The following is a 14790-nucleotide window of genomic DNA, read 5'->3' as shown; positions in this document are numbered from 1 at the left end:
AGGTGAGAAATGAGTTTTGTAGAATTTAAAAATGTTGTAAAAGAGTACAAAGTCGGTGAAGTTAAAATCAGAGCTTGTGATGGTATTGATTTTGCTTTTGAAGAAGGGGAGTTTGTTGTAGTAGTAGGTCCAAGTGGAGCTGGTAAAACAACAGTTCTTAATATTCTAGGTGGAATGGATAAACTTACCACAGGAAGCGTTGTTGTAGGTGATAGAGATATAAGTAAGTATTCATCTAAAGAATTAACAACATATAGAAGATATGATATTGGATTTGTATTCCAGTTTTATAATCTTGTGCAGAATCTAACTGCTAAAGAGAATGTAGAACTGGCAAATCAGTTAAGTAATAATCCATTATCAGCTGATGAAGTATTAGATGAGGTTGGTCTTTCAGAAAGAAAGATGAACTTTCCATCACAGTTATCAGGTGGTGAACAACAGAGAGTTTCAATTGCAAGAGCTCTTGCGAAGAATCCAAAATTACTTCTTTGCGATGAACCTACTGGTGCACTTGACTATGTTACTGGTAAAGAAATTTTGAAATTATTATATGATACATGTAAAAGTAAGAATATTACCATTGTTTTAATTACTCATAATACAGCAATAACTCCTATGGCAGATAGAATTATTAAAATAAAAAATGGTAAAGTTAGTAGTAATGTGATTAATGAGAATCCTATTAACATTGATGAGATTGAATGGTAAATAATAGTAAGTTGCAATATGATACTTACTATTTGCTTAATAAGGAAATAAGATTTTAAGAGAAAAGGTGATTATATGAAAGCACTTAGAAAAGACTTTTACATGCAGATTAAAAAGACTCTAAATAGATATTTATCAATAATGGCAATTGTATCACTTGGTGTAGCTTTCTATGCAGGTGTTACAAGTGCAGAACCTGACATGAGATATACAGCTGATCATTTTTATGATGAGAATAATATGATGGATATTAGGGTTGTTGGGAAAAAAGGTTGTACAGATGATGATATTAATAAACTAAAAGAGATTGATGAAATAGAGGATATTGCACCATCTAAAACTATGGATTTGATTGTTGAATTAGAAGATAAAGAGGAAACGTTAAAAGCCATGAGTCTTGAGGATGATATAAACCTTGTAACGATTAAAGACGGAAGATTACCAAAGAATAAAGGTGAATGTGTAATTGATAAACAACTTGCGGAAGATAAGTATAAAATTGGTGATGTAATTAAAGTTAAAGATAAGCTATTAGAATCAGATGAAATGAAAATCGTTGGTATATTTACTTCACCTTTATTTACGGCAAGAGATAAAGGTCAGACTACTGTTGGTAATGGTAAAATAAAAGGTCTTTTTGTTATTAAAGAAGATGAGTTTAAGACTGGTTATTCAGAAATTTATTTAACAGTTAAAGGTGCTAAGGATAAAATGTCTGCTTCATCTAGTTATGATGATTTGGTAGATGAAGTAAAGGAAAAAGTTAAAGATAAACTTGGAAAAGGTTATTATGTTCTTGATAGAAAATCAATTGAATCATATGTTGAATATGATATGGATGCATCAAGAATAGGTAATATCGGTAAGGTTTTTCCTATATTTTTCTTTATCATTGCAGCAATGGTTTGTCTTACAACCATGACTCGTATGGTAGAGGAAAATAGAACAGAGATTGGAACATATAAGGCATTAGGTTATGGTAAGTTTGCAATAGTATATAAGTACATTATTTATGCTGCTTCAGCTACTTTGATTGGAGGCATTATTGGAGCTATTGTAGGAAGTTATATATTCCCTTATATAATAATTAAGGCATATGGTATACAGTTTGCAAATTTAGAACAACTGGTATTAAAACTTGATCCATTTTATATAACTATTTCTATTTTAATAGCAGTGGTAAGTATTACAATGGCAGCGCTTATGTCTTGCATTAATGAACTTAGAAGCACACCAGCTTCTCTTATGAGACCACTCGCACCTAAAATGGGAAAGAAAGTTTTACTTGAAAGAATACCTTTCATATGGAACAGATTAAGTTTTAACATGAAGTCGACCATCAGAAATTTATTTAGATATAAAAAGAGGTTGTTCATGACTCTTTTTGGTATAAGTGGATCATGTGCACTTATGCTTGTTGGATATGGTATTAATGATGCGGTTAAGGGAATTGTTTATAAGCAGTTTGGTGATATTTCAAATTATGACATGACTGTAAATATTAATGTTGAGGCATTAAGAATGCAACCACTATACATGTTAAGTTCTGATTCTACTAAACCTTTAACTGAAAATCCAGATAATAAGAATATGCTTGATGATTTTGCAAAAGAAAAAATTTCAGAAATAATGTCTCGATTGGATGCTGATGATAGAATTGATGAATACATGGAAGTATTTCAATCATCATCTACAATAAGACGAAGAAAGAAGGATTATTCTGCAAATATATTTATTCCGAAAGATACGGACAAACTAGGAAAATACATTGATTTGAGAAATAGAAAAACCAAGAAAAAAATAGAAATATCAGACGATGGTATTTTGATAGATGAGAAACTTGCTAGTTTAATTAATGCTAAGGTAGGTAGTAATATTGCTGTTAAGGATGCTAATGGTAAAAAGGCAAAATGTAAAGTGAAGGGCATATTTGAAAATTATACTAATCATTATATTTATATGTCCCAAAAATATTATGAGAATAATTTTGATACAGATATAATTTTTAATGCGGCAATTACAAAAAATAAAGAGGGATATAAGGAATATAATGATAAGCTTTCAGAAGATTTACTTGCGATAGAAGGAGTTGCATTAGTATCTTTCTTAAGTACAACAGAGGATACTGTACTTGATATGTTTGCAAGTATGAATGGTATAATTATGGTATTAATTGTTTGTGCTGGTATACTTGCATTTATAGTTTTATATAATCTAAATAATGTTAATATAGAAGAACGTAAAAGGGAACTTGCAACACTTAAAGTGTTAGGATTTTATGACGGAGAGGTATCAGGATATATTTACCGAGAGAATATCATAATTACTTTTATGGGTATCGTATTAGGATTTATATTTGGTAGAATATTACTTACATTTGTTGTAAAAACAGCTGAAGTTGATGCAATGATGTTTGCAAGAGAAGTTAAAATGCTTAGTTATGCATATAGTGCAATATTTACAGTATTATTTGCTGTTATAATTAATTATGTGATGCATATCAGACTTAAAAGTGTTGACATGGCAACGTCGCTTAAGAGCGTTGAATAATAGGAGGAAGTATGAGATTCAGACCATGCATAGATATTCATAATGGAAAAGTTAAACAATTAGTAGGTGGAAGTCTTAAGGATGAAGGAGATGTAGCGAAAGAGAATTTCGTGGCGGAGAATGATAGTACTTATTTTGCAAATCTTTATAAGGCTAATGATTTAAAAGGAGGCCATATTATAATACTTAATAGCAAGGATTCAGATTACTTTGAGGCAAGTAAGAAGCAGGCCGTTGACGCATTAAAGGCATATAAAGGCGGTATGCAAATAGGCGGAGGAATTAATGCAGCAAATGCAAAAGAATTCATCGATTATGGTGCAAGTCATGTTATAGTTACATCATATATTTTTGAAAATGGTAAGTTATCTTATGAAAAACTTATGAGATTAGTTGATGCCGTTTCAAAGGAAAAAATAGTCCTTGATTTAAGCTGTAGAAAGAGGGATGGGGACTATTATGTAGTAGTTGATAGATGGCAGACTTTTACAGATATGGAGTTAACTAAGGAATCATTAAAAGAATTAGCAAATTACTGCGATGAATTTTTGATTCATGGAGTTGATGTTGAAGGCATGGGTGCTGGAATGGAAGAAGACTTGGTTAAGATATTAGTTGAATATGTTAAGGACACTAAATCAAGTGAAGTTGCATCAGAAGGAAAACTTAGTAAAGTTACTTATGCAGGCGGCCTTGGAAGCTATGAAAATATAGAGAAATTTAAAGAGATTTCAGAAGGTCTTTTGGATTATACAATTGGAAGTGCGCTAGATTTGTTTGGTGGAGATTTAGAATTTAAGAAAGTATTAAAGTATTAATATATTTAGTGAGATATAATAAGTGTTGGAGGTAAGTCTTCAACACTTATTATGTTTAGTAAATATAATAACTTTAGCAAAACTAAAGGTTTACATAAAAAGCAAAAATAAACTTGATAAAAAGTAAAAAAAATAGTAAAATATACTTATCTATGCGTGGACGCAAATATAGCAGTCTTAAGGAGGGTAATAGAAATGAAAATATGGCAAGTTATTCTATTTGCAGTATTACAAGGAATAACAGAATTTTTACCTGTAAGTAGTTCAGGACATCTAGTATTATTGAAGAATTTATTAGGATTGGAGACAACTGTAAGTGTTAGCTTTGATGTGATGCTTCATGTTGGAACACTATTTGCTGTATTTGTATGTTATTGGAAAGACATAAAGAGATTAATTGTAGAAGGAATCGGTATTTTAGTTGATTGCTGTTACAATGTTGGTGTATATTTTAATAATAAAAAAATCCTTAGCGCATCTCAGAAGGACGGAGTTGATTGGGAACTTAAGGGATATAGAAGAGTTATTAAAAGTGCATATAGAAAGTTTGCACTTCTTGTTATAGTTTCAAGTATACCTACTGCAATACTTGGTGTTATTGAAAGAAAACTTATTGAGGATAGAGTTGTTACGTCAGCACTTGTTCCAGGTATCTTTCTTTTAATAACAGGTCTTATGTTATTGCTTATTGACCGCTTAGAAGAGGGTAATAAAACACCAAAGCATACTACTTATTGGGATGCAGTTTTAGTTGGTATTGCTCAGGGGATTGGAACATTACCTGGCATTTCAAGATCAGGTAGTACAATAACAGCTGGTGTGGCTGTTGGTATGAAGAGAGAGTTTGCAATCAAGTATTCATTTATTATGTCAATTCCTGCAATTATAGGTGCAGCAATTTTTGAAATTGGTGACATGAAAAACGAGCATTTAACTAAGTTAGATTTAAGAAATTATGCAATCGGCATGGTTGTAGCAGCCATGGTCGGATTTATATGTATTAAGTTATTAGTGGCTCTTATTAGAGACAAAAAAATGTTTTGCTTTACATATTATTGCTTTGCGATAGGTTCAATTGCAATAATATCAAGCATTATATTATAATCGGAGGATTTTGAGTGGCAACACAAAGAGCTGGAAACAGCAGTAACGCTAGAAACAATAGAACATCGAAAAACAATACTACTTCTAGGGGAAATTCCTCTAGAAGTAATACTGCGTCTAGAAGCAATAATGGAACTAGAAGTAATGGTACTAGATCCAAAAGCTCTTCTAGGAATAACGCACATAGAAGAAAAAAGACAACAAAGGCACAACGTGTTAGAAGAAAAGCAATATTTAATGAAAGTGCAACAATTATCTCAGTTGCTATTGCTTTGCTTGTTTTTTTAAGTAACTTTGGCTTATGCGGAAAGTTTGGATCAGTCGTAAGTGATTACATGTTTGGATTTTTTGGATTGCTTGCATACATATTCCCAATATTTTTTGTTATAAGTTTAGGATTTGCAACAGCTAACAGAAATGATAGAACTGTTGTGAACAAGGTAACAGTTGCATATGTCTTATTTGTATTTTGCTGTGCGGCATTTCATTTATTATTTATGGACGCTGGTAATAAAGCAATTAAGACAAGCAAGTATTTTGAAATATGTGCTAACGATAAGTCAGGCGGTGGTGTGCTTGGTGCAGCCATTACTGAAAGCTTATTAAAAGTATTTGCTATTTCAGGTACATGTATAATTGAAGTTGCAATTATTATTGTGTGTATAGTTATTATTTCAGAAAAATCAATTATCAATGGTGTTAAACGTGGTGGTTCTCATATGGCTAGAAAAGCAATGGAACTTAGAAACTACGATGAAGATGAGATTGATTTAGATGAATATTTAAAAGAAACAAAACCTGCAAGATTTTTAAAGAAAAGACAGAAGAGACGTGGGGTTTCGATGGATACAAAAATTGGGCAGGATAAGACAAATTTAGATATTCATGAGATAGATGGTAACTTAGATACTCCAGAAGTATTTGCTGATAATATTAAAATTGTTGATAGTGGAGATTTAAGAAGAACAAGCGAGGATGAAAACCCAGCATTTGCTCCAGCTGACTTTACTAAAGTTAGAGAGAGCATGAATGGTGAACATAAGGATTCAACTAAGGAAAATAGTTATGATGAAGAAGGTCTCTTTAAGCCTAAGGAGAAGATTGAAGTTTCAAAGAAGGCTAAAGAGGTTATGAGTAGACCAGCGTATGCAACTACACAGCCTTCGGTTCAGGCTATGGCTAGTAACGAAGAAAAGACAGCTAAGGAAGTTGTTAATCCTGATATGACAGAAGTTAATCCTAGTCCTGAAACTAAGAAGGAAAAGATTAACACTGCACTTGAAACTAATAAGGTTACAAGTGAAATCAGTAAAAAGAAAGAAGTTAAAAATTATGTTCTTCCACCTATTAGTTTACTTAAGAGTGGATCAAGTGGAAAGCATAAAGCTTCTAAAGATGAACTTGTTGAAACAGCTAAAAAACTTGAGTTAGTACTTGAACAATTTGGCGTTAATGCAAAAGTTACTGACATATCAAGAGGTCCATCAGTTACTAGATATGAACTTCAGCCAGAGTTTGGTACAAAGGTTAGTAAGATTACATCACTTTCAGATGATATTAAACTTAATTTGGCAGCTGAAGATATTAGAATAGAGGCTCCTATCCCAGGTAAGGCCGCAGTTGGTATTGAAATACCTAATAGTGGAAGGGATATGGTTTCTTTAAGAGAATTACTTGAAGATGAAAAGTTTAAAAATACACAATCTAAGATTGCATTCCCGGCAGGTCTTGATATAGCTGGTGAAGTTATAATTGGTGACATTGCAAAGATGCCTCACTTACTTGTTGCTGGTACTACTGGATCAGGTAAATCTGTATTTACTAACTCAATTATTATGAGTGTGTTATTTAGAGCGAAACCTGATGAGGTTAAATTATTAATTGTGGATCCTAAGGTTGTAGAATTTGGAGTATATAATGGTATTCCACATTTATTACTCCCTGTAGTTACAGATCCTAAAAAGGCAGCAGGTGCTCTTTCTTGGGCAGTTGGTGAGATGACAAAGAGATATAAGAAATTTGCATCAATTGGTGTTAAGGATTTATCTTCATTTAACCAGAGAGTTACATCAGAAGAATTAACTGATGATGAAGGTAACACACTAGAAAAGATGCCACAGATTCTTATAGTTATAGACGAACTTGCAGACCTTATGATGGCAGCAGCTAAAGAAGTTGAAGAATCAATTTGTAGACTTGCTCAGCTTGCAAGAGCAGCAGGCATACATCTTGTTATTGCAACTCAGAGACCTTCTGTAGATGTTGTTACAGGTCTTATCAAAGCGAATATTTCATCAAGAGTTGCATTATTAGTTTCATCAGGAACAGATTCAAGAACAATTATTGATATGAATGGCGCTGAGAAACTCTTAGGCCATGGTGATATGTTATTCTATCCAAGTGGATATGTTAAACCAGTAAGAGTTCAGGGGGCATATGTTTCTGAAGAAGAAATATTAAAGACTGTTACATATCTTAAGAATAAGAATGGTGAAACAGAATATGATAATGAGATGACACAGAGTGTTGTAAGTGGCGGCTCTGGTAATATGGCAGGCTCAGATAATGATAACGACGAACTTTTCGTTGAGGCTGGTAAATTTGTAATTGAAAAACAAAAGGCTTCAACAAGTATGTTACAAAGAGTATTTAGAATAGGTTTTAATAGAGCAGCAAGGATTATGGATCAGTTATATGAAGCTGGTGTTGTTGGTGCTGAAGAAGGTACAAAACCTAGAAAAGTTATTATGAGTATGGCTGAATTTGAAGAATTAATTAGTAAGTAGATTGGTTAGTATCAATTTAATACTAACTATATAAATGTATATATTTAAAGTATGTACTAGAAAGGAAGTTGATATGACACAGATTATTGATGGAAAGAAAATTTCTAAGGAAATCAAGGATGAATTAAAAGAAAAAGTAGCAGCTCTTAAGGCTGAAGGTAAGGAAATTTCACTTGCAGTAATTCAGGTTGGTGAAGATCCTGCATCAACAGTTTATGTTGGAAATAAAAAGAAAGCTTGTGAATACATTGGAATTAAATCACTTGCATATGAACTTCCAGAGAGTACTACAGAAGAGGAATTACTTAACTTAGTTAAGGAACTTAATGAAAGAAAAGACGTAAATGGTATTTTAGTTCAGTTACCTCTTCCAAAACATATTGATGAATCAAAGGTTATTGAAACTATTGATAGAACAAAGGATGTTGATGGATTTCATCCAGCAAATGTTGGTGAACTTGTTATAGGTGGACCTGGTTTTGTATCATGTACACCTGCAGGTATTATTGAACTTCTTAAGAGAAGTAATATTGAAATTGAAGGTAAGAATTGTGTAGTAATTGGTAGAAGTAATATTGTAGGTAAGCCTATGTCATTATTACTTTTAAGAGAAAATGGTACAGTTACAATCACTCATTCAAGAACAAAGAATTTAAAAGAAATTACAAAGCAGGCTGACATCTTAGTAGTAGCAATTGGTAAGCCTAGATTTGTTACAGATGAATATGTAAAAGAAGGCGCAGTTGTTATTGATGTTGGAATTCACAGAAATGAAGATAATAAGCTTTGTGGTGATGTTGATTATGATAAGGTTGCTCCTTTAACATCAGCAATCACACCAGTTCCAGGTGGAGTTGGTCCTATGACAATTGCAATGCTTATGAATAACTGTGTAAGGAGTATTGAATTACAGTAATTATTTAAATAATTGTATTAATAATATGGAATTAATAGGAAGGATTGTTTAGTGTGGATAGAAGATTTGCTGATATCATAATTGATATAACACATGAAAAATTAGATAGAACTTTCCAATATATTATTCCTGATGAATTATTAGATACTGTTAAAATTGGAAGCGTGGTAAGTGTTCCATTTGGTAGAGGTAATAAAGAAACGAAAGGATATGTAATTAATATTACAGATAAACCTGAGTTTGATGTTAATAAAACCAAAAGTATATTAAGGATTGATGTTGGAAGTGATAATTCACAGACAAAATTAATAGAACTTGCTGCTTTCATAAAACAGACATATGGTGGAACTATGAGTCAGGCTCTTAGATGTGTTCTTCCAGTGAAAACTAAAACAAAGCCTATAGAAAGTATCATTTTGAAACTAAGTATTAGTGAAGAAGATGCAAAGGCGCTTATTTTCGAATCAGAACGAAAGAATGCAAAAGCCAGAGCAAGGTTTTTACGTGAATTAATTGATGTAAAAGAAATACCACAGAACATAGTTTTACAAAAGTTAAACATTGGTAGACAAACCATCAATAAGTTAGTTGAGATGGGTGTTGTTGAAAAGATAGTAATTAGTTCATATAGAAATCCAGTTTCAGGTGATGTTAGTAAGTATGATGTTGTACTTAATGATGAACAAAGACAGGTTGTTGACGCAATTGATAAGTCTGAAAGAAAAGTTCACCTGGTACATGGAGTTACAGGAAGTGGAAAGACTGAAGTATATATTGAACTTATTGATAGAGTTATAAAAGAAGGTGGAGAGGCTATAGTCTTAATTCCTGAAATTGCTTTAACATATCAAACGGTTATGCGTTTTAGAAGAAAGTTTAATGATTTGGTTTCAATTATTAATTCAAAACTTTCACAGGGTGAAAAGTATGATCAGTTTGAAAGAGCAAAGAATGGAGAAGTTAAGATTATTATTGGACCAAGATCTGCATTATTTACTCCTTTTAAGAATTTGAAGTTGATAATTATTGATGAAGAACATGAAAGAACATATAAGAGTGAGCAGGTACCAAAGTATCATGCAAGAGATGTTGCTATAAAGAGAGCAGAACTTGAAGGTGCTAAAGTTGTATTAGGATCTGCTACACCTTCAATTGAATCATATTACCATGCACTTGGTGGAGAGTTTGTTCTTCATGAATTATCAAATAGAGCAAATGGAGCAACACTTAGTGATGTTTCAATTGTGGATATGAGGGATGAACTTAAAAGTGGTAATAAACTTATGTTTTCAAGAAAACTTCTTTCGCTAATGGAAGATAGACTTTCAAAGAAAGAACAAACCATGATTTTTATAAATAGACGAGGATATGCATCTTTTGTATCATGTAGAAGTTGTGGTTTTGTATATAAATGTCCGCACTGTGATGTGGCACTTAAGTATCATACTAATGGTAAGTTGATTTGCCACTATTGTGGATATGAAACTGCTACTAGTAAGATATGTCCTGAATGTGGTTCTAAGTATATAAAAACTTTTGGTACTGGAACACAGAGAGTTGAGGGAGAAATAAACAAACTATTCCCGAATGCTAAAACCCTTCGAATGGATTTTGATACAACCAGAAAGAAAGGGGATTATGAAAAAATATTATCAGCATTTGCTAATGGTGAGGCTGATATATTAATTGGTACTCAAATGATTGTTAAGGGGCATGATTTTGCAAATGTTACATTAGTTGGAATTATAGCTGCGGATCTTTCGTTATATGCGCAGGATTTTAGAGCAAGTGAAACTACCTTTGAATTGCTTACTCAGGCCGCAGGAAGAGCAGGAAGAGGAAGTAAGAAAGGTGAAGTTGTAATACAAACTTATGATCCTGATAATTATAGTATTACACTTTCTAAAAAACAGGATTATAAAGCGTTTTATAACCAGGAGATTGCGTATAGAAAGCTACTTAAATATCCTCCGATTTATAATATGGCAGTCATACTAATTACTGGGGAAGATGAAGATGTGGTTTTCAATAATGCAAAATTGATTTTTGATTACCTAGATGGAAGAAAAGGTGATTCTGAACTTTTCGGACCAACATGGGCAAATATTAAGATGTTAAATGATAATTATAGATGTCTTATTTATTTAAAAGATGAAAATGTAGATAATCTTTCTGAAATGAATGATATTTTAGAAAGGTATGTTGAAGATAAAGACATAAAAAATATTAATATACAATATGATTTAATACCGATGAGTGGTTATTAAGATGGAGGTTAGTTATGGCGCTTAGAGCGATTAGAGTTTTAGGAGAATCTGGTGATGCATCACTTAGAAAGAAATGTAGAGAAGTTACAAAGATGACTCCAAGAATAAGGGATTTGATTGATGACATGTTTGATACAATGTATGATGCACAGGGCGTTGGTCTTGCAGCACCTCAGGTAGGTGTTCTTAGAAGAGTTGTTGTTATTGATATAGGTGATGGTCCTATAGTTTTAATTAACCCAGAAATAATTGAAAGAGAAGGCGAGCAGAGAGAGTATGAAGGTTGCTTAAGCGTACCTGGAAAATCTGCTTATGTTATAAGACCACAAAGAGTTGTATTCAGAGCTTATGATGAAGAAATGAATCAGTTTGAATCTGAAGCTGAAGGCCTTTTAGCAAGAGCTGTATGTCATGAACTTGATCATCTTGATGGTGTTATGTATGTTGATAAATTAGATGGACCTCTTCTTAATAACGATGAGATATTCTTAGAGGAAGAATTGGAAGATGAAGAAGAAACTAAGGCAGAGTAAGTAGCATTCTGGTACTAAGGAGAAGTAAGGTATATATGAAATTAGTATTTATGGGAACACCGGATTTTTCGGTTCCAACACTAGAAAAATTAATAGAGTCAAAGCATGAAATTGCATTAGTAGTTACTCAGCCTGACAGACCAAAGGGAAGAAGTGGGAAACCAGCATTTAGTCCTGTTAAGGAATGTGCTATAGCACATAATATTAAGGTTAGTCAGCCAGAACGAATTAGGGGTAATGAAGAATTCATTAATGAATTAAGAGAAATTAATCCTGATGCTATTATTGTAATAGCATTTGGTCAGATTCTTCCAAAGGAAGTAATTGAAATGCCAAAGTATGGATGTATTAATATTCATGCATCAATCCTACCAAAGTACAGAGGAGCTGCTCCTATACAGTGGGCAGTTATTGATGGACTTAAGGAAACAGGTGTTACAATTATGGCCATGGATGAAGGACTTGATACAGGTGATATATTAGAAGTTGGAAAACTTGAACTTGATAAGGAAGAAACAGGTGGAAGCCTTTTTGATAAGTTATCATTTATGGGCGGACCACTTTTACTTGAAACATTGGACAAGTTTGAAGCAGGTACTATTGAGAGAGTAAAGCAAAATGATGAAGAAAGTACATATGCTAAGAAGTTATCAAAACAGACTGGTGAGATAGATTTTAATATGAGCGCTGTTGAGATAGAAAGACTTGTAAGAGGATTAAACCCTTGGCCAAGTGCTTATACTCATATGAATGGGAAAATGTTAAAAATCTGGAAATCAGAAGTTGTTGAATCAATAGATGATATTAATGGTTTTGTTAAAAAAGAAGGATTTAACAATGAACCATCTGAAGTTGCAGGTAAAACAAAGAATGCATTATATGTAAAATGCAAGGATAATTACTTAGCAATTTATGAACTTCAGTTAGAAGGTAAAAAACGTATGGATACAACGAGTTTCTTATTAGGATATAATTTAGAAGATATACCTAATAAGCTTTCGTAAAACGAAAGGAGATAGATATGAATTTATTAGCAATTGCGAATTTTTTAGCATATCATTATGGCAGTTATAGCAGAGGAATGAGAGGATATTATCATTTCGACTGGACTTATATTTTAGTATTGATTGGATTTGTTTTTTCAACCATTTGTTCATCGAAGGTAAGTTCTACATATAGAAAGTATGATAAAGTTAGAACTAATAGTAATAAAACAGGTGCACAGGTTGCTGAAGAAATATTAAGAGCTAATGGAATATATGACGTTCAGGTAAATCATATTCCTGGTAATTTAACAGATCATTATAATCCACAGACAAATGTTGTAAATCTTTCGGATTCAACATATGCAAGCACATCAGTTGCAGCAGCTGGGGTTGCTGCTCATGAAATTGGTCATGTTATTCAGCATCATACTGGTTATGTTCCAATTAAGATTAGAAATACAATCGTACCTTTAGCAAATATCGGTACATATGCATCATATATATTTATTATACTTGGTTTATTATTTAGAGGTAATTCAAGTCAGTTATTCTTAAATATTGGTATATATGCATTTCTTGGAGTTGTATTATTTCAGTTAGTTACACTTCCTGTAGAAATAGATGCTTCAAGCAGAGCTCTAAGAACACTTAGAGATAGAGGTATTCTTGGTGAGGTGGAAACAAAACAGGCTAGAAAAGTGCTTACTGCAGCTGCAATGACATATGTTGCAGCATTAGCTACAGCGCTTTTGCAGTTCATTAGATTATTATTATTGTTTAGTAATAGGAGAGATTAGTGACAGCACGAGTTAATGTTAGAAACATAGCAGTGAATGCTTTGGTGTCTATTTTAGAAGACGAAGAAAAAAGTCATATAGTAGAAAGAAACTACATGGATAAAAATGAATTATCAGATGTTGATAGATCATTTTTTCTAAGACTTGTTGAAGGAACTGTTGAAAGAAAGATAACTTTGGATTATGTTATTTCTCTTTATTCAAAGACAAGTATAAATAAGATGAAGAAAGTTATAAGAAATGTTCTTAGAATGAGTATTTATCAGATTTTATACATGGAACAGGTTCCGGATAGAAGTGCTGTTGATGAGGCGGTAAAGATTTGTAAAAAGAGATCATTTGCTCCTCTATCTGGTTTCGTTAATGGAGTTTTAAGAAATATAGTTAGAGAAAAGGAAGACGTTCTTAAAAAGATTAATGAAGCCGATGATTCTATCAAATATTCAATTCCTGAAGAAGTATTAGAATTATATGGTGATAAAAAAGATAAAGTGTTAAGCTCTTTATTTAATGAAAGACATATTAATGCAAGACTTAATTTATCAAAACACAGCAAGGCAGAAATAATAGCAATGCTTGTAGCAAGTGGAGTTAAGGTTTATGATAATCCATATGTTGACAGCGCTGTGTATATTGAGAAATTTGGTGATATAACAAAGAATCCTGTATATGCCATGGGACTTATAACAATAATGGATACAGCTTCTATGATTCCAGGACTTGTAAGTGGAGTTGAAAATGGTGACATTGTTGTTGATGTGTGTAGTGCTCCAGGTGGAAAGGCTATACATATCGCTGAAATGCTTAATGGTACAGGTACAGTATTTGCTAGGGATTTAACTGAAGGTAAAGTTAGCTTGATTAATGAGAATATTAAAAGAACTGGTGTTAAAAATGTACAATCAAAAGTTTTTGATGCTAGAAATACAGATAAATCATTAATTGGAAAAGCTGATGTTTTAATATGTGATGTTCCATGTTCTGGACTTGGCGTTATAAATAATAAATCAGACATTAAGTATAGAATTAAAAAGGAAGATGTATTAGAACTTTCTAAATTACAAAAAGAAATTGTTGATAGTAGTATTCCATATGTTAAAAAAGGCGGTACGTTGGTATATAGTACATGTACACTTACTGAAGAAGAAAACATGGGAATGGTAAAATATATATTGGATAATTATGATTTTAAGTTATCAAGTTTAAATCCGTATTTAAGTGAGAATATGAAAAATGAAAATACGGATAAAGGTTATTTGGAAATTATACCAGGTGAGTTTGACATGGATGGTTTCTTTATAGCTAGATTTATTAGAGGATAA

The 14790-nt window shown here is 32.3% G+C and carries 11 protein-coding genes; all 11 read left to right on the top strand.

What is annotated here, in order from left to right; genetic code table 11:
• Positions 1 to 9: 9 nt before the first annotated feature.
• The 11 genes from B5D16_RS01915 to rsmB all read left to right on the top strand — a co-directional run bounded on the left by B5D16_RS01915 (position 10) and on the right by rsmB (position 14790).
• Positions 10 to 711 (top strand): ABC transporter ATP-binding protein, encoded by a 702-nt coding sequence (locus B5D16_RS01915; RefSeq protein WP_078765277.1) that lies wholly within the window; start codon positions 10 to 12, stop codon positions 709 to 711.
• Positions 712 to 786: 75 nt separating this feature from the next.
• On the top strand, positions 787 to 3261 hold the full coding sequence (locus B5D16_RS01910) for an ABC transporter permease (RefSeq protein WP_078765276.1): 2475 nt from the start codon (positions 787 to 789) through the stop codon (positions 3259 to 3261).
• 11 nt (positions 3262 to 3272) lie between these two features.
• A complete protein-coding gene (hisA, locus tag B5D16_RS01905; RefSeq protein WP_078765275.1) occupies positions 3273 to 4079 on the top strand; it encodes a phosphoribosylformimino-5-aminoimidazole carboxamide ribotide isomerase in 807 nt (268 codons plus the stop codon).
• Positions 4080 to 4274: 195 nt separating this feature from the next.
• Complete coding sequence (locus tag B5D16_RS01900; RefSeq protein WP_078765274.1) at positions 4275 to 5183, top strand: undecaprenyl-diphosphate phosphatase; 909 nt, start codon at positions 4275 to 4277, stop codon at positions 5181 to 5183.
• Between the two features lie 14 nt (positions 5184 to 5197).
• Positions 5198 to 7969, top strand: coding sequence for an FtsK/SpoIIIE family DNA translocase (locus B5D16_RS01895; protein WP_078765273.1), 2772 nt, complete (start codon positions 5198 to 5200; stop codon positions 7967 to 7969).
• Between the two features lie 73 nt (positions 7970 to 8042).
• Positions 8043 to 8885 (top strand): bifunctional methylenetetrahydrofolate dehydrogenase/methenyltetrahydrofolate cyclohydrolase FolD, encoded by an 843-nt coding sequence (folD, locus tag B5D16_RS01890; protein ID WP_078765272.1) that lies wholly within the window; start codon positions 8043 to 8045, stop codon positions 8883 to 8885.
• A 53-nt stretch (positions 8886 to 8938) separates the two neighbouring features.
• Positions 8939 to 11152, top strand: coding sequence for a replication restart helicase PriA (priA, locus tag B5D16_RS01885; RefSeq protein WP_078765271.1), 2214 nt, complete (start codon positions 8939 to 8941; stop codon positions 11150 to 11152).
• Between the two features lie 14 nt (positions 11153 to 11166).
• Positions 11167 to 11685 carry a peptide deformylase gene (gene def / locus B5D16_RS01880; protein ID WP_078765270.1) on the top strand — a complete coding sequence of 173 codons (519 nt, stop codon included), beginning with the start codon at positions 11167 to 11169 and terminating at the stop codon, positions 11683 to 11685.
• 35 nt (positions 11686 to 11720) lie between these two features.
• Positions 11721 to 12689 carry a methionyl-tRNA formyltransferase gene (fmt, locus tag B5D16_RS01875; RefSeq protein ID WP_078765269.1) on the top strand — a complete coding sequence of 323 codons (969 nt, stop codon included), beginning with the start codon at positions 11721 to 11723 and terminating at the stop codon, positions 12687 to 12689.
• A gap of 17 nt (positions 12690 to 12706) precedes the next feature.
• A complete protein-coding gene (locus B5D16_RS01870) occupies positions 12707 to 13468 on the top strand; it encodes a zinc metallopeptidase (RefSeq protein WP_341465174.1) in 762 nt (253 codons plus the stop codon).
• Positions 13468 to 14790 (top strand): 16S rRNA (cytosine(967)-C(5))-methyltransferase RsmB, encoded by a 1323-nt coding sequence (gene rsmB, locus B5D16_RS01865; RefSeq protein ID WP_078765268.1) that lies wholly within the window; start codon positions 13468 to 13470, stop codon positions 14788 to 14790. The genes B5D16_RS01870 and rsmB overlap by 1 nt, the downstream gene beginning before the upstream one ends.

It is taken from the genome of Eubacterium uniforme, from assembly GCF_900167115.1.
GTDB classification, from domain to species: Bacteria; Bacillota; Clostridia; order Lachnospirales; family Lachnospiraceae; genus Eubacterium_S; species Eubacterium_S uniforme.
This window is presented reverse-complemented; position numbering and strand designations above follow the sequence as displayed.